The 15,225-nt window shown below is 64.0% G+C and carries 14 protein-coding genes; 2 read left to right on the forward strand and 12 right to left on the reverse strand.

From position 1 onward, the window contains the following. Positions 1-135: 135 nt before the first annotated feature. From AC72UB_RS14855 to bcoG, 4 genes are all read right to left on the reverse strand, one after another. Positions 136-1,299, reverse strand: a complete 1,164-nt coding sequence (locus AC72UB_RS14855; protein ID WP_505190451.1) for an acyl-CoA dehydrogenase family protein — start codon at positions 1,297-1,299, stop codon at positions 136-138. Between the two features lie 10 nt (positions 1,300-1,309). Beyond that, positions 1,310-2,062: an SDR family oxidoreductase gene (locus tag AC72UB_RS14860; RefSeq protein WP_505190452.1), complete on the reverse strand. Its 753-nt coding sequence runs from the start codon at positions 2,060-2,062 to the stop codon at positions 1,310-1,312. Continuing rightward, entirely contained in the window at positions 2,059-3,522 is a 1,464-nt protein-coding gene (locus AC72UB_RS14865; RefSeq protein WP_505190453.1) for a carnitine 3-dehydrogenase, read from the reverse strand. Before AC72UB_RS14865 ends, AC72UB_RS14860 begins: the two co-directional genes overlap by 4 nt. Positions 3,523-3,800: 278 nt before the next feature. Next, positions 3,801-4,715, reverse strand: a complete 915-nt coding sequence (gene bcoG, locus AC72UB_RS14870) for a 3-dehydrocarnitine:acetyl-CoA trimethylamine transferase BcoG (protein WP_505190454.1) — start codon at positions 4,713-4,715, stop codon at positions 3,801-3,803. A gap of 74 nt (positions 4,716-4,789) precedes the next feature. On the opposite strand from bcoG, the gene AC72UB_RS14875 reads away from it, so the two are divergent. Continuing rightward, on the forward strand, positions 4,790-5,752 hold the full coding sequence (locus tag AC72UB_RS14875) for a GlxA family transcriptional regulator (RefSeq protein WP_505190455.1): 963 nt from the start codon (positions 4,790-4,792) through the stop codon (positions 5,750-5,752). Positions 5,753-5,883: 131 nt separating this feature from the next. Here the strand turns inward: AC72UB_RS14875 and AC72UB_RS14880 are convergent, their stop codons facing one another. Genes AC72UB_RS14880 through AC72UB_RS14890 form a run of 3 tightly spaced genes read right to left on the reverse strand, consistent with a single transcriptional unit; the run spans position 5,884 to position 9,552 of the window. Beyond that, positions 5,884-7,899, reverse strand: coding sequence for a M3 family metallopeptidase (locus tag AC72UB_RS14880; protein WP_505190456.1), 2,016 nt, complete (start codon positions 7,897-7,899; stop codon positions 5,884-5,886). A gap of 18 nt (positions 7,900-7,917) precedes the next feature. Beyond that, a complete protein-coding gene (locus AC72UB_RS14885) occupies positions 7,918-8,715 on the reverse strand; it encodes an amino acid ABC transporter permease (protein WP_505190457.1) in 798 nt (265 codons plus the stop codon). A 48-nt stretch (positions 8,716-8,763) separates the two neighbouring features. Beyond that, complete coding sequence (locus AC72UB_RS14890; RefSeq protein WP_505190458.1) at positions 8,764-9,552, reverse strand: transporter substrate-binding domain-containing protein; 789 nt, start codon at positions 9,550-9,552, stop codon at positions 8,764-8,766. 278 nt (positions 9,553-9,830) lie between these two features. Here AC72UB_RS14890 and AC72UB_RS14895 point away from each other — a divergent pair, with 278 nt between their 5' ends. Beyond that, a complete protein-coding gene (locus AC72UB_RS14895; protein WP_505190459.1) occupies positions 9,831-10,625 on the forward strand; it encodes a dioxygenase family protein in 795 nt (264 codons plus the stop codon). Here AC72UB_RS14895 and AC72UB_RS14900 read toward each other — a convergent pair. The 5 genes from AC72UB_RS14900 to AC72UB_RS14920 all read right to left on the reverse strand — a co-directional run bounded on the left by AC72UB_RS14900 (position 10,605) and on the right by AC72UB_RS14920 (position 15,177). Further along, positions 10,605-11,651 (reverse strand): HesA/MoeB/ThiF family protein, encoded by a 1,047-nt coding sequence (locus AC72UB_RS14900; protein WP_505190845.1) that lies wholly within the window; start codon positions 11,649-11,651, stop codon positions 10,605-10,607. The two genes, AC72UB_RS14895 and AC72UB_RS14900, sit on opposite strands and share 21 nt — an antisense overlap. Further along, complete coding sequence (gene dut, locus AC72UB_RS14905) at positions 11,648-12,115, reverse strand: dUTP diphosphatase (RefSeq protein WP_505190460.1); 468 nt, start codon at positions 12,113-12,115, stop codon at positions 11,648-11,650. Before dut ends, AC72UB_RS14900 begins: the two co-directional genes overlap by 4 nt. A 109-nt stretch (positions 12,116-12,224) precedes the next feature. After that, positions 12,225-13,424: a bifunctional phosphopantothenoylcysteine decarboxylase/phosphopantothenate--cysteine ligase CoaBC gene (coaBC, locus tag AC72UB_RS14910; RefSeq protein WP_505190461.1), complete on the reverse strand. Its 1,200-nt coding sequence runs from the start codon at positions 13,422-13,424 to the stop codon at positions 12,225-12,227. A gap of 50 nt (positions 13,425-13,474) precedes the next feature. Continuing rightward, positions 13,475-14,302 carry a ChaN family lipoprotein gene (locus AC72UB_RS14915; protein ID WP_505190462.1) on the reverse strand — a complete coding sequence of 276 codons (828 nt, stop codon included), beginning with the start codon at positions 14,300-14,302 and terminating at the stop codon, positions 13,475-13,477. Beyond that, positions 14,302-15,177: an RNA polymerase factor sigma-32 gene (locus AC72UB_RS14920; RefSeq protein ID WP_505190463.1), complete on the reverse strand. Its 876-nt coding sequence runs from the start codon at positions 15,175-15,177 to the stop codon at positions 14,302-14,304. Before AC72UB_RS14920 ends, AC72UB_RS14915 begins: the two co-directional genes overlap by 1 nt. Between the last annotated feature and the right edge of the window lie 48 nt (positions 15,178-15,225).

Here is a 15,225-nt window from a genome sequence, read left to right on the forward strand (position 1 = left end):
TCACCTGTTACCGCCATCGGGGTCCCCCCCTGTTCGGTACGTCCACGATAGGTCAACGGGGTTAACACTTCGTTGCTTTCATCTGTTCCCAAATATCCCGGGGGTCCGGGGGCTGGCCCCCGGTTCCGACATGTGTCACGCGCCGTGCGGGCGCAGAAGTTCGCGGCTGATGATGTGGCGCTGGATTTCTGAGGTGCCTTCCCAGATCCGTTCCACCCGCGCATCACGCCAGATGCGCTCGAGCGGCAATTCATCCATCAGACCCATGCCGCCATGGATCTGAATCGCCTCATCAGCGATCATGGCCAGCACTTCGGTGGCCTTCAGTTTCGCCATCGACATATCGGACTCGGTCACCGAGCCTTGGTCGTATCTCCACGCGGCCTCGCGGGTCAGGAGTTCCGCGGCTTTCAACTCCATCGCCATATCGGCAAGTTTGAAGCTGATGCCTTGGAACTTGCCGATCTGCTGGCCGAATTGCTTGCGCTCGGCGGCATAGGTGATGGCATGGCCCAGCGCGCGTTCGGCGCGGCCCAGGCAGGTGGAGGCAACCTGCAGGCGGGTGGCGCCGAGCCAGCTGTTGGCCACCTCAAACCCTTTATGAACCTCGCCCAGGATCTGGCGTTTGTTCAAGCGGCAGTCGTCGAATTCGAGAATGCCGTTGGTGTAGCCCCGGTGCGAGACGTTGCGGTAGCCGTCGCGGACGGTGAAGCCCTTGGTGCCTTTGTCCACGAAGAAGGCGGTGATCTTCTTCTTGGGGCCGCGCGGGGTGTCTTCTTCGCCTGTCGCCATAAAGACGATGGAAAAGCCCGCAAGGTCCGCATGGCTGATGAAATGCTTGGTGCCATTCAGGATCCAGTCATCGCCGTCTTGGCGGGCTGATGCCTTCATGCCGCGCAGGTCCGACCCTGCGCCGGGTTCGGTCATCGCCAAGCAATCCCAGGTTTCGCCCCGGATGCAGGGCATCAGATACTGTTCGCGCTGTTCGGCATTTCCCGCGAGCAGGATGTTCGAGGGTCGTGCGACGCAGGTCCAGTGCAAAGCGTAGTTCGCGCGGCCAAGTTCCTTTTCGTACAAAAGCCATGACAGGGTATCAAGCCCCGCGCCGCCCACTTCAGTAGGCATGTTGGCAGCATAAAGCCCCGCCGCAATGGCCTTTTGCTGGATTTCCTTGATCAGCTCCAACGGCAGATGGCCAGAGCGTTCCACGGCCAGTTCATGCGGATAAAGTTCGTTTTCCACAAATGCGCGCGTCGCATCGACGATCATCTGCTGTTCTTCGGTCAGTCCGAAATGCATCGGGGTCTCCTTACGGGTCCACGTTATAGGTCATGCCATCCACCGCCAGCGCCTGACCCGAGATCATGCGCGCGCGGTCGGAGGCGAGGAAAAGGGCAAGGTCAGCCACATCTTCGGGGTCGCTGAGCCGTTTCATGGCGGTGCCCGAGGCGTAGCCTTGGCGCACGGCGTCCGGGGTCATGCCTTTGGCGGCGGCTTCAGCGTCGATCACCCGGTCAATGCGCGGGCCGTTGACCGAGCCGGGGCAGATCGCGTTGGCGCGGATGCCATGGGGCCCAAGTTCCATCGCCACGGTTTTCATCAGCCCAATGACGCCCCATTTCGCCGCCACATAGGGCGCGCGGAAGGGGGTGCCGTACAGGCCAGAGGTGGAGGAGGTAAAGATCATCACCCCCTGCCCTGCCGGTTTCATCAATCGGGCACCGTGTTTGGCGGCCAGCATTGCGCCATCAAGGTTTACGCCAAGGCATTGGTGCCAAGCTTCCAGCGGCATGTCTTCGATGGTCGCCGTCGGGCCTTTGATGCCAGCGTTGGCGCAGAGCACATCCAGCCCACCCCAGTCGGCGGCGATGTCAGCGAACAACGCCTCCATCGCCGGCTCGCAGGCCGCGTCCGCCACCGTGCCACGGATACCCGGCGGCAGGGCGGCGATCTGGCCTGCATCCACATCCGTCACCCAGACGCGATAGCCCTCGGCGGCGAAGGCGCGGGCCATCACCAGACCGATGCCATTCGCCCCTGCGGTGATAAGGACGCGTTTCACTTCTTTTGCCCCACGGCGCGGCCCGCACCTTCAGGCAAGGGCAGCGCGGCATGGGCATCGGCAATCGCCTTCAGCTTAGCCCAAACCTCAGCCGAGGCAGGCGCCGATTTGCCCTCAGCCATGTTCACATGCAGGCACAACTGTTCAATGGTGGCCACGCACTCCTCGCCCTTCATGATCCGCACGAAAGACCGGAAGCGCTTTTCATCGGCCGAGATGATCTGGATCGTGCCGGTCAGACGGTCGCCCAGCTTGGCCTCGCCCAGATGGCGGATGTGGGTTTCCGCCGAGTAATAGCTGTGACCTGCCGCGACATAATCCATCCCCGCCCCGATCAGACGCAGGAAGGCGTCGACGGTTTCGGAATTGGCAAAGTAATAGCGACTTTCGGTCATGTGGCCGTTGTAGTCGATCCAGCCGGGCAGAACCTGCATATGGGCCATGGTCAAAGGTGCAGCCTTGGGCGCGCTATCGGTCGCACCAAAGAAGGCCGCCGCTTGGCGTTCGTCATGCTCACGCAAGACCTTGCCCGCGCCCCAGTTGCGTTCCTTCAAGGCGCGCAGGAAGCCGATCAGGTTGCTGTCGCGGATCCGCTCCAACTCGCGGATGGAGTGGTGGCCGGATTGGGCGTCAGACTGGCCAGCGATGAGGTCAACAAGTTCATCGTTGAACTCTGGCACATCCATCAGCTTGGTCCAGGGCCAGGTGAGGCAAGGGCCGAACTGGGCCATGAAATGCTTCATCCCCGCCTCGCCGCCTGCGACGCGGTAGGTTTCAAACAAGCCCATCTGCCCCCAGCGCAGGCCAAAGCCCATGCGGATCGCCTCGTCGATTTCCTCGGTGGTGGCGATGCCGTCTTTCACGAGCCACAGCGCCTCGCGCCAGACGGCCTCAAGGAAGCGGTCGGCGATATGGGCGTCGATTTCCTTGCGCACGTGCAGGGGGAACATGCCGATTTCGCGCAGGATGGTCTTGGCGCGTTCCACCGCTTCGGGCGGGTTTTTCGGGCTGGGCACCACTTCGGCCAAGGGCAAAAGGTAGACCGGGTTGAAGGGGTGCGCGACGAAGATCATCCCCGGCTCGGGTGCCTTTTCCTGCAGTTCCGAGGGCTTGAAGCCGCTTGTGGACGACCCGATCAGCACACCGGGGGCGACCTGCTGAATCTGGGCAAACACGCGGTGCTTCAGGTCCAGCCGTTCCGACACGGATTCCTGAATATACTCGGCACCCTCCACCGCTTCGGTGATGGTGCCTGCAAATGAGAGATTGCCTTCGGGCGGCATCGGCACATCCGACAAGGCGGGAAGCGCCTTGCGGGCGTTGGCGATCACCTCGCCCACCTTGCGCGGGGCTTCGGGATCGGGGTCGAACACCGCCACATCCCACCCGTTCAACAGGAACCGTGCAGCCCAACCGCCGCCGATCACCCCACCGCCAATGATTGCCGCTTTCCGTGCCATGTCATTTCCTTTTCAAGCCGGGGCCCCGCCCCGCACCCCCGCCTTTCCCCATCGAGAAAGGCAAAGGGCCGTTTTCATCTCTCGCGCCGCCCGATACCAAGACCCTGCACCCTTTTTCGCAGGGCAGAAAGCCGGGTGGCCTTGTTCGTCTGCGCAGGGGCCGACCTTATGGCCGCCCTCTGCACGCGTTTCAAAACAGCCGACCAGCGGCGTTACCGCTGAACCGCTGCGCGGGTCTGCCATGCAAGGGCAGTCCGCATCGCAGCTTGCCAGCTATCTCAGCGCGGCAAGGGCGCCCGCTTTTCCAGCTTCAGCTTCGCCCGCACTTCAGCCGGGGTGATCACCCGCGCGCCCATATTGCTGATGATGCTGACTGCCCGCTCCACAAGCTGCGCGTTGGTGGCCAACACGCCCTTGTCGAGCCACAGGTTGTCTTCCAGCCCCACCCGCACATTGCCCCCGGCCAACACGCTGGCGGCAACGTAAGCCATCTGGTTGCGCCCCAAAGCAAAGGCCGACCAGAACCAGTTCGACGGCACATTGTTGACCATGGCCATGAAGGTGTTCAGGTCATCCGGTGCGCCCCACGGCACGCCCATGCACAGCTGCACCAGAACCGGATCCGGGATGATGCCTTCGCTGGCCAGTTGCTTGGCCAGCCACAGATGGCCGGTGTCAAACGCTTCAATCTCAATCCGGGTGCCGCTGTCGACCATCCGCTTGGCCATATCGCGCAAGAGGCCGGGCGTGTTCACCATCACATAATCGGCCTCGTTAAAATTCATCGTGCCGCAATCCAGCGTACAGATTTCAGGCCGGCATTCGACGACATGCGCCACACGTTCGGTGGCCCCCGCCATGTCGGATTTAGCCGACATGCGGTTCATCGCCTCGGATCCGTCAAACATCAGATCGCCGCCCATGCCGGCGGTCAGGTTCAAGACCACGTCGGTGCCGCTGTCGCGAATGCGCTCGGTGACTTCGCGATAAAGCGCAAGGTCGCGCGACGGTTTGCCGGTTTCGGGGTCGCGCACATGGCAATGCACCACGGCCGCGCCCGCCTTGGCGGCATCAATGGCCGATGTCGCAATCTGCTCGGGGCTGCGCGGCACATGAGGGGATTTGTCCTGCGTGCCACCCGATCCGGTGACAGCACAGGTGATGAAAACTTCGCGGTTCATGGCCAAGGGCATGGGAATCCTCCAATTCAGTTGCCGGGCAGCATAACGGGCTTGCAGGCGCACGCTTTGCGATTTACGCAAGTTTCATGGCAAAAAGCGCAACGATCTTCGCCGCATCGCAGCAACCCCTGACGCTGGCACTTCTGGTGCTGCCGCAATCCTCGATCCTTGAGGTCGCCTCGACGCTGGATCCCCTGCGGTCGGCCAATCGGCACTTGGGATCTGACAGTTACCGCTGGCGCGTGGTGTCCCCCGATGGCCGGGCGGTGCCGCTGACCTGCGGGATCGAACTGCCGTCAAACGGGCCCCTCTCGGCGGCTGAAGGGGCTGATGCGCTGATCGTGATCGCCGGGTTCCAGCAGTGGCAAGGGGCGACACAGCCCTTGATCCGCAGCCTTGCGCGCATGGCGCCGCGCTTTGCGGCCGTCGGCGGGATCGACGCAGGCGCCTGGGTGCTGGCGCGGGCGGGGCTTTTGAACGGCTACAAGGCAACGGTGCATTGGGAAGACCATGAAGATTTCGCCGCCGCCCACCCCGGCGTGGATGTGCAACCCAGCCGCTTTGTCCTTGACCGCAACCGCTTTACCGCCGGAGGGGCCGCCCCTGCGGCCGATCTGATGCTACACCTCATCAAAGCGCGCCATGGCCCGGCGCTGGCCTTGCAGGTTGCGGCGAGCTTTATCACCACCGCCCGCGATGGGCATGATCCGCAGATCAGCCCGAAGAAACCCGACCTGCGGCTTGACCCCCGCGTGGCCACAGCGATTGCCCGGATGGAGGCGCGACTGGACCAACCCGAAACCGCCGAAGAAACGGCCCGCGCCGTTGGTCTGTCACCGCGGCGGTTGGAACAGCTCTTCACCCAAAACCTTGGCCTGGCACCCGCCGCCTATGCGCTGTCGCTGCGCCTACAGGCGGCGCGGCGCATGATCACCGACACGCGCCATCCTTTGGCCGAAGTGGCGCTGCGCTGCGGGTTTTCCTCGGCCTCCAGCCTCTCCCGCGCCTTCAGCGCGAAATTCGGCACCGCCCCCAGCCGCCTCCGATAATGCCCAGACCCTGCGCCCTGCCACCATGAGGGAAGCCTCCGGCGGGAGTATTTGGGCCAAAGTGAAAGGGCTTTCATCTTGGCGGAGATACTCCGGGGGTGAGCCCGGAACGGGCGAGGGGGCTGGCCCCCTTACACCGACTCCAACAGGCCCCGACCTTTCAGCAAGGGCTCCACCCCCGGCATGCGACCGCGGAATTGGGTGTAAAGATATTCGGCAGGTTGCGAGCCACCAGCCGAAAGGATAAACGTTTCCAGCCGCTTGGCGGTTTCAGGATCAAAGGGGTTGCCTGTCTCTTCAAAGGCGGCAAAGGCGTCGGCGTCCATCACTTCGGACCACATATAGCTGTAATAGCCCGAGGAATAGCCGTCGCCCGAGAAGACATGCGCAAAATGCGGGGTGGCATGGCGCATACGGATGGCGCGGGGCATGCCAAGCGATTCCAGCACTTCAGCCTGTTTCTGCATGGGGTCGGCCGGGGCGGCGCCTTCGTGGAAGGCGAGATCCACAAGCGCGGAGGCCACGAACTCCACCGTGGCAAAGCCTTGGTCATAGGTTCCGGCCGCCAGAAGGCGCTGGAGAAGATCGGCGGGCATCGGCGCGCCGGTTTGCCAATGGCGGGCGTGTTTTTCCAAGACTTCAGGCACTTCCAGCCAGTGCTCATAAAGCTGGCTGGGCAGTTCGACAAAGTCGCGGGCGACCGAGGTGCCCGAGATGAAGCCGTAGGTCACATCGGACAGCATCTGGTGCAGCGCATGGCCAAACTCGTGAAACAGCGTGCGCGCGTCGTCATAGGACAGAAGGCAAGGCTCGCCCTTGGCAAAGTTGCAGACGTTGACCACAATGGGCCTTGTCTCCACGCCCAGTTTCTTCTGGCTGCGCATGGCCGAACACCAAGCGCCCGAGCGTTTGGAGCCACGGGCGAAGTAATCCCCCAAGAAAACAGCCACATGCGCGCCGTTGCGGGTGACCTCCCAGCCCCGCACATCGGGGTGGTAGAAGGGGCCATCGATCTCGCGGAACTGGAGCCCGAAGAGGCGATGTGCGCAGTCAAACTGCGCGGCCAGCATGGCGTTGAGCGACAGGTAGGGCTTTAGCGCGGCCTCATCCAGATCATGTTCGGCCTTGCGGCGCTGTTCACTGTAAAAGCGCCAATCCCAAGGCTCCAGCAGCCCAGTGATGCCATCGGCGTGCAGCATCGCCTCCAACACGGCGGCATCGGACAGAGCCTTGGCGCGGGCGGGTTCCCAGACGCGCATCAAAAGGCCGCGCACCGCCTGCGGGGTTTTGGCCATTTCGGGTTCCAGTTTGAAATCGGCAAAACTTTGATATCCCAAGAGTTTCGCCCGCTCCTCCCGCAAGGAGAGAGTTTCGGCCGCAATTGCCCGGTTGTCGTTGGCGTTGCCATTTGCGCCGCGTGCGACCCAAGCCTCATAGGCTTTTTGCCGCAAGGCACGGCGGGGGCTGAACTGCAGGAAGGGCACGATGATCGAGCGTGACAGGGTCACCACGGGGCCGGATTGGCCTTTCTCAGCCCCGGCGGCGCGGGCGGCGGCGATGGCGAAATCGGGCAGGCCGTCCAGATCGCCCTCGGTCAGGGGCATGAACCAGTCGCGTTCGTCGGCCAGAAGGTTCTGGCTGAACTGCGTGCCAAGGACGGCGAGGCGGGCTTTGACATCGGTCAGGCGAGCGGCCTCGGCACCGTCCAGATTGGCACCGGAGCGGACGAACATCTGGCGGTACAGCTCAAGCACGCGGGATTGTTCAGGCGTCAGGCTGAGCGTGGCGCGGTTTTGCCACAGCGTTTCTATCTTTGAAAACAAAGACTTGTTGTTGGTCACTTCGGACGAAAAGGCGCTGAGCTTGGGGGCGAGGTCGCGCATCAGGGCTTCGCGGGTGTCGTTCGCGTCAGCACCTGCGAGGTTGTAGAAAACGCCCGAGACACGGTCGAGCAGGGCTTCGGCCAGTTCCAGCGCGTCAATGGTGTTGGCAAAGGTCGGGGCGTCGGGGTTTGCGGCGATCTGGCCGATGTTTGCGCGCGCCTCGGCCAGGGCGGCGTCGAAGGCGGGGGCGAACTCCTCATCCCGGATTTCGGCAAAGGGGGGCAAGGAAAACGTTGTGTTCCAAGGGCTTATAAGAGCGTTCATCGGGGGGCCTTTTCGGAATCAGGGCTGAGTTCGGGCGCGCAGGCGGTGTTCGATGCGCCGCAAGATCAGGCTGAGGGTGATTGTCATGGTCAGATAGATCAGCGCGGCGATGTTGTAAGTCTCGAAGTAACGAAAATTCCCCGCAGCCGTCACTTTGGCCAATTGGGCGACATCGGTCACGCCCAGCACCGCGACCAAGGAGCTGTCCTTGACCATGGCCACAAAGTCATTGCCCAAGGGCGGGAGGATCATGCGAAAGGCTTGAGGAAAACTAATATGGCGAAAGCGCTGCCAGCCGTTCAGGCCCAGCGCTTGGGCGGCCTCGATCTGGCCTTTGTCCACCGCTTGCAGGCCAGCGCGGAACACTTCAGCCAGAAAGGCGGAATAGGCCAGCATCAGGGCAATGACGGCGCGGTACAGCAGGGGGAAATCGCGGGTTCGAAGCGGCGACAGGCCCAAGGGTTCCAAGACCTGATTGGCCAGCCATACGAGCCCCGGGGCCAGCACGAAGGCGACATAGAGGAGGAGGACAATGATCGGGATACCGCGCATCACCTCGATATAAAGTCGCGCCATCTGGCGCAGAATCATGTGGCGCGAGAGCGACATGACCGCAAGGCCAAGCCCCATGACACAGGCCCCAAGATAGGCCACAACCGCCACCCCGATGGTGATCCAGATGCCCTTGGACAGCGCGGCAAGGGCCGCCGAATAGACCTCAGAGGTGGCGACCTGCCAAAACAAGAACGCCCCGGTCAGGGCCAGAATTACCAGCCACCAGGGAAAATCGTCATCAGGTTTTGAGGAGGGAGTCATGCGGGAAATCGGCGGCCCCGCACCATGGGTGGGGGCCGCCTGAGCTCTTTATTCGCCCATCTTGTAGTCAACGAACCACTTCTGGTTCAGCGCATCCATCGTGCCGTCCGCCTTCATCGAGGCGATTGCGGCGTTGATCGGCGCGACAAGCTCAGACCCTTTCGGGAAGATGAAGCCGAAGTCTTCCGAGGCCAGCGGCTCGCCGATGATCTTCAGCCCGCCGTTCGAGGCGGTGACATAGCCATTGGCGGCGGTGCTGTCGGAGAGGGTCAGATCGACATCGCCCGCCTTCAGGGCCTCAAGGCCCGCGCCAAAGGTTTCGAACTTGATGACGCGGGGGTTTTCTTCGTTGCCGTCCAGAATGTTGTAAATGGCGGCATAGAAGGGCGAGGTGCCGGGCTGGGCCGACACCAAAAGCTCAGGGATGGCCGCGAACGAGGCCGCATCAGTGAAGCGTGCCTCGTCGCCGCGCACGATCATCAGCATTTCCGAGCGCATATAGGGTTCCGAGAAATCGACCTTTTCCTTGCGCTCGTCCTTGATGGTGATGCCGGTCATCCCGAGATCAAACTGGCCCTCTGACACCGCCGGGATCATCGCATCCCATGAGGTGTTCTCATACTTGACGGTGATGTTGATGCGCTTGGCGATCTCGGCCATGGCGTCATATTCCCAGCCCACAGCTGCGCCGGACTTGTCCAGAAACTGCAGGGGCGGATAGGCGTTTTCGGTCACAACGACCACTTCCTTGCCCTCAAGATTCGGCAGGTCTTGGGCCATGGCGGCAGTGGCGAACATCGTCATACCCATGAGGGCGGCGGCGGCGGCAATCTTCATGTGTGAACTCCCTGTCACAAGGTGATGGCTGACTATGACAGCGCCAAGCGGCGTGGCGCAAGGGGTGGCAAGGCGTCTGATCCGCGTCGGGTTTGCGTCTGGCGGGCGCATGGCATTTGTCCCGACAGCGTGCGGACAAAAGGCGCGCACCAAAATGGGGGTGGACTCCGTGTCTTTGTGCAACTGCGCACAGTCATTTGCCCATGCGCCGCCAGAACCCGACGTTGCGCGAAGCTGCGACTGCGCCCATCCTGTCCACATCAACCCGGAGCCACATCATGACCCGCATGCCCACCTATTTCATCAGCCACGGCGGCGGCCCTTGGCCGTGGATGCCCGACTGGCGGGCGATGTTCAAAAACCTTGAGGCGTCGTTTGTGCAGATGGTGAAAGACCTGCCGGAACGGCCGAAGGCGATCTTGATGATCTCGGGCCATTGGGAGGACGCAAGCTTTGCCGTCATGACCAGTGCGAACCCGCCGATGGTCTATGACTACCACGGGTTTCCGCCAGAGACCTTTCAGATCCAGTACAACGCCCCCGGCGCGCCCGAGATTGCCCGCCGTGCGGCTGGGTTGATTGCGGCGGCCGGTCTGCCGGTGCGGCTGGATGACAGGCAGGGGTTTGACCATGGCTGCTTTGTGCCGGCCTTTGTGATGTATCCCGATGCCAGCGTGCCGGTGTTCCAGATTTCCCTGCAAAAGGGCCATGATCCGGCGCGGCATTTGGCCTTGGGGCGCGCGCTGGCGCCGTTGCGCGATGAGGGGGTGCTGATCGTGGGATCGGGGCTGAGCTATCACAACCTGCGGCTTTTCGGGCCGGGGGCGAAAGAGCCGTCTGAGGCGTTTGATGCCTGGCTGGCCGAGGTGATGGCGAAACCCGGCGCCCAGCGCAGCGCCGACCTGATCGCATGGGAGACAGCGCCTTTTGCACGGGTCTGCCATTTGCAGGAAGACCACTTTGCCCCGATCTGGGCCGCCGTGGGGGCGGCCGAAGGCGATGCGGCGCGCAGAGTGTATCATGACAAGGGGCTTTTTGGCGGTGTGACCGCCTCAAGCTACCGGATGGGCTGAGCCGCAAATCGGGCAATCGGGGCGCTTCTTGGCCCCGATCACCCGAGTTTCGGCGTAAAGCGCGTCATGGATCAGGATGCGCCCGCGCAAGCCCTCGCCCGCGCCGGTGATGTGCTTGAGCGCCTCCATCGCCATCATCGCGCCGATGATGCCGGGCAAGGGGGCGGCCACGCCGGCCTCGGCGCAGGTGGGGACCATGCCGGGCAAGGGGCGTTCGGGGAAAACACATTCATAGCAGGGCCCGCCGTGAGCGGGGTCATAAAGCGAGATCTGCCCCTCCCATTGGGTGATGGCGGCGGAAATCAGCGGCACGCGCGCCTGTGCGCAGGCCCGGTTCACCAGATAGCGGGTGTCGAAATTGTCGGTGCCGTCAAGGACAAGGTCATAGTCGGCCACCAGCGCCTCGGCCGTTTCAGCATCAAGGCGGCGCTGATAGGGGCGCACCTCGATAAAGGGGTTCAGGGCGCGCATGGCGATTTCGGCCGATTGCACCTTGGGCAGGCCGATGCGGGCGTCGGTGTGGATGATCTGGCGCTGCAGGTTCGAGCCTTCGACCGTGTCATCGTCGATCACCCCGATGGTGCCAACCCCGGCGGCGGCGAGATAGAGCAGGGCCGGTGAGCCTAGGCCCCCTGCCCCCACCACTAGAACGCGCGCCGCCTTAAGCCGCTGCTGCCCCGGCCCCCCGATTTCGCGCAACAGGATGTGGCGGGCGTAGCGGTCCAACTCGGCGGCGCGAAAGGGTCCGCTCTCAGTGGGCGGCTCAACCGGCTTCACCCGCGCGCGCAACCGGCGAAGGCCAAGGACATAGCCTGCGCCCAGCGCCGCCAGCCCGCCCACCACGGCCCAGACCTGCGCATCGCCCCCGGCCAGCACGCGCAACCCATGGCCCTCGGGCAGGGCCAGATGCACCGCAATCGCCGCGAGCCAAAGGCCCAGCAAACCCCAAAGCCGCCGCGCCACGGGCACGCCCATGACCCAGCCCAAGGCCCAGAACCCGGCCGCCAGCACCACCACGCCCATCAGCGCGTTCCCGTGGAGCCAAAGCCACCCGCGCCGCGGGCCGTGGTGTCCAAGTCCTCCACCACCTCAAACCCTGCCTGCAGAACCGGGGCAATCACGCATTGCGCGATCCGGTCACCATGGCTCACGACATAGGGCGCAGCTCCAAGATTGACCAAGGCCACCCCCAAAGGCCCACGATAATCGCTGTCGATGGTGCCGGGCGTGTTGGGCAGGGTGATGCCATGCTTCAAGGCAAGGCCAGACCGGGGACGGATCTGCATCTCAAACCCCTCAGGGATCGCGACCCGCAATCCGGTCGGCACAATGGCCCGCTCCATCGGCTGGAGCACAAATCCGGCCGCGCGCATCTCGACCGGCAGGTTGGCGCAGATATCGGCCCCCGCGCTGCCCACCGTCTGATAGGCCGGCAAGGGCACCAAGGGGTCCGCCCAATCCTCGCGAAGCACGCTTATCTTAATCGCCATTCATCTGTTCCCAAATATCCCCGCCGGAGGCGCACATCCGCCCCAGACGATCCCGCCCAACCCGCTTGCACCCCCGGAATTTGCACAAATTCCGGCCAAAATTCTTGCATCAAGAATTTTTCAGCGCCTCGGCGATGCGCTGGGCCAAGGCGCGGGCCACCTGATCCTTGCCCATCCGCGGCCATGTCTCGGACCCCGCCTCGGAAATCAGCACCACGGCGTTTTCCGTGCCGCCCATGATGCCGGTTTCGGGTGAAACGTCGTTGGCCACGATCCAGTCACAGCCCTTGCGGGCGCGTTTGGCAGTGGCGTGGGCGACCACATGCTCGGTTTCAGCAGCAAAGCCCACCACCAGACGCGGGCGCAGGGCGCCTTTTGCGACGGTGGCCAGAATGTCGGGGTTTTCGGCGAATTCGAGCGCGGGCGCGCGGCCTGATCCGTCTTTCTTCATCTTCTGCGCGCCCGCATTGGCGACGCGCCAATCGGCCACGGCGGCGGCCATTACAGCGGCATCGGCGGGCAGCGCGGCGGTGACGGCCTCTAGCATCTCGCGCGCCGTTTCCACCCGCACCACCTGCACGCCAGCGGGGGGCGGCACAGAAGCAGGCCCGGTGACAAAGGTCACCTTCGCCCCCAGATCGCGCAGCGCGGCAGCAATTGCCGTGCCTTGCGCGCCAGAGGAGCGGTTGGCGATATAGCGCACGGGGTCGATGGGTTCATGGGTGGGGCCAGAGGTCACCAGCACATGGCGGCCTTTCAGCGGCCCATCGGTCAGCGCCGCGGTGATCGCGGCAAGGATCGCCTCGGGTTCGGCCATGCGGCCGGAGCCGAACTCACCGCAGGCCATCTCACCCGCGTCGGGGCCGACGAAGGCCACGCCATCAGCCTTGAGCGTCGCCAGATTGCGCTGGGTGGCGGGGTGTTCCCACATCCGCACATTCATCGCCGGGGCCATCAGGACAGGGGTGTCGGTGGCAAGAAGGAGGGTGGAGGCGAGATCTTCGGCCCGGCCAGTGGCAAGTTTTGCCATCAGATCGGCGGTGGCCGGGGCCACGACCACGAGATCGGCCACGCGGGAGAGCTGGATATGGCCCATCTCGGCCTCATCCGTCAGGTCAAAAAGGGTGGAATGCACCTTTTCACCCGCAAGCGCCGCGACCGACAGGGGGGTAACGAACTCGCCCCCCGCGCGGGTGAGAACCGGGGTGACCGCAGCGCCTGCGGTTTTCAAAAGCCGGATCAGCGACAAGGATTTATAGGCCGCGATGCCGCCGCCGATGATGAGAAGAATGCGTTTTCCGGCCAGCATGGCGGGCTCCGTTCAAGGTTGGCCCACGTTAGGCCCGCGCGGCGGCAAACTCAACCGCCCCCGGAGGCGTTGCCTGTGAGGGTGGCGCAGGGGTCGTCGCGGGGGATGATGGGGGTGAGGAGCCAGAGGTCGAAGGGCGGGGTGGCGGGGGCTGTCTCTTCGAATTGGGCGATGGTGAGCACGCTGAGATCGGGCGCGACCCGTGCCAAGGGCAGGGTCAGGCCCTGATCGCGCCGCGCGTGGCCGTTGCCGGTGATGACGGCCACCGGGCCGCCGGTGTCAGCCATGGCCTGCACCACGGCGCGGGCGAGGGCGGCGTCGCGCAGGCGCTGGACATCGACCATGGCGGGCAGAAGATCGGGCGGCAGGGCGTTACAATGGGCCTTGGCCTGTTCGGCCTCACGCGCTGATTGGTCGTCAGGCGGCAGGGGATTGGTCAGGCCGTAGGCGGCGGCCTCGGGACCGAAGACAGCGGCAATGCCGGTGTCAAAGGCGCGGCGGGCCTCGGTTCGGGGCACTTCGGCACCGTAGACCCGCGCCTTAGGGGCGGCGGTGAAGATGGGGTAATACATGGAGAAATCGGGCCAGCCTGCGGCCTCCCAGCCCAAAATCTGACCCAAGCTGTCCGCATCGGGAAGCGTGTCGGGTATCTTCTGCGCCGCCTCGGGGGTAAGCATTTCAAAGACCAGCGCCTTGGGGGCAAGGGCCGTGACGGCGCGGGCCTGATGGGCGTGGTGGGTGGGGTTGTCGTGCAACTCGCCCAAGATCACCACATCGGCCCCGGCGAAGGTGGCCGCGCGGTCAAGCGCCTGAGGCGGGAGTTCAACGGCAAGCGCCGGGCCTGCGGCCAGGATCGCAAGGGCGGCGAGGACTTTCATCACAGAAAGTCGTGCACCCCTTCGGCGCGGGTCTCAAGATGGCGGCGCAGCTTGCCATAGGCGGCGGCCTCAAGCTGGCGGATGCGTTCTTTGGAGAGGCCCATTTCGGCGCCCAAGCTTTCGAGCGTGCGGGGTTCGTCGCGCAGGCGGCGCTGGGCGACGATGTAGCGTTCACGCTCATTCAGCCCGGCCATGGCTTTGGCCAACCAGCCGCGAAGCGCCGCGTGGTCATGCGCGACCTCAACCGCTTCGGCGGCCTGCACGCCGTCATCTTCCAAAACGTCGATCCACTCGCGCCCGTCCTCATCAGAGGCTTGCGGGGCGTTGAGCGAGGCGTCCATGCCGGCCAGACGGCCTTCCATCATCTCCACTTCGGCCAGCGTCACGCCGACCTCATTGGCGACACGTTCGCGCAGCTGGGCGCTGTCGAGTTCCTCGCCCGCTGCCGCCGCTTCGCGCGAGAGTTTGGCCTGCACGCGGCGCAGGTTGAAGAACAGGGCCTTTTGCCCGGAGGTGGAGCCGGTGCGGACCATGGACCAGTTGCGCATCACATAGTCTTGGATCGAGGCTTTGATCCACCAGACGGCATAGGTGGAAAAGCGCACGCCACGGTCGGGGTCGAACTTTTCGGCGGCTTTCATAAGGCCAAGTGAGGCCTCTTGAATGAGGTCGTTCATCGGCGCGCCGTAGCGGCGGAATTTCGACGCCATCGAAATCGCCAGACGCATGTAGGCTGTCACCAGACGGTGGAGTGCGGCGGTGTCGCGGTGGTCGCGCCAAGCGCGGGCGAGGCCTGCCTCGGTCTCGGCGTCCAGAAGTTCTGCGGCGCGCGCTTGGCGCGACAGGGTTTGATCGGTATATCCGTCCAGGGCCATCTGCGCCTCCCTAAGTTTCTCGTTCTCGGCTGTTGACTTAATTACGGA

Source organism: Allotabrizicola aquatica (SeqCode), assembly GCF_965194375.1.
Lineage (GTDB): Bacteria > Pseudomonadota > Alphaproteobacteria > Rhodobacterales > Rhodobacteraceae > Tabrizicola_A > Tabrizicola_A aquatica.

Bases quoted from the DNA above. Each gene is read 5' to 3' on its own strand.
- coaBC (WP_505190461.1), bottom strand. From the start codon at position 13,424: ATGCTGGCCGGAAAACGCATTCTTCTCATCATCGGCGGCGGCATCGCG.
- AC72UB_RS14855 (WP_505190451.1), bottom strand. From the start codon at position 1,299: ATGCATTTCGGACTGACCGAAGAACAGCAGATGATCGTCGATGCGACG.
- AC72UB_RS14890 (WP_505190458.1), bottom strand. From the start codon at position 9,552: ATGAAGATTGCCGCCGCCGCCGCCCTCATGGGTATGACGATGTTCGCC.
- AC72UB_RS14895 (WP_505190459.1), top strand. From the start codon at position 9,831: ATGACCCGCATGCCCACCTATTTCATCAGCCACGGCGGCGGCCCTTGG.
- AC72UB_RS14920 (WP_505190463.1), bottom strand. From the start codon at position 15,177: ATGGCCCTGGACGGATATACCGATCAAACCCTGTCGCGCCAAGCGCGC.
- AC72UB_RS14880 (WP_505190456.1), bottom strand. From the start codon at position 7,899: ATGAACGCTCTTATAAGCCCTTGGAACACAACGTTTTCCTTGCCCCCC.
- dut (WP_505190460.1), bottom strand. From the start codon at position 12,115: ATGGCGATTAAGATAAGCGTGCTTCGCGAGGATTGGGCGGACCCCTTG.
- AC72UB_RS14915 (WP_505190462.1), bottom strand. From the start codon at position 14,302: ATGAAAGTCCTCGCCGCCCTTGCGATCCTGGCCGCAGGCCCGGCGCTT.
- bcoG (WP_505190454.1), bottom strand. From the start codon at position 4,715: ATGCCCTTGGCCATGAACCGCGAAGTTTTCATCACCTGTGCTGTCACC.
- AC72UB_RS14875 (WP_505190455.1), top strand. From the start codon at position 4,790: ATGGCAAAAAGCGCAACGATCTTCGCCGCATCGCAGCAACCCCTGACG.
- AC72UB_RS14885 (WP_505190457.1), bottom strand. From the start codon at position 8,715: ATGACTCCCTCCTCAAAACCTGATGACGATTTTCCCTGGTGGCTGGTA.
- AC72UB_RS14865 (WP_505190453.1), bottom strand. From the start codon at position 3,522: ATGGCACGGAAAGCGGCAATCATTGGCGGTGGGGTGATCGGCGGCGGT.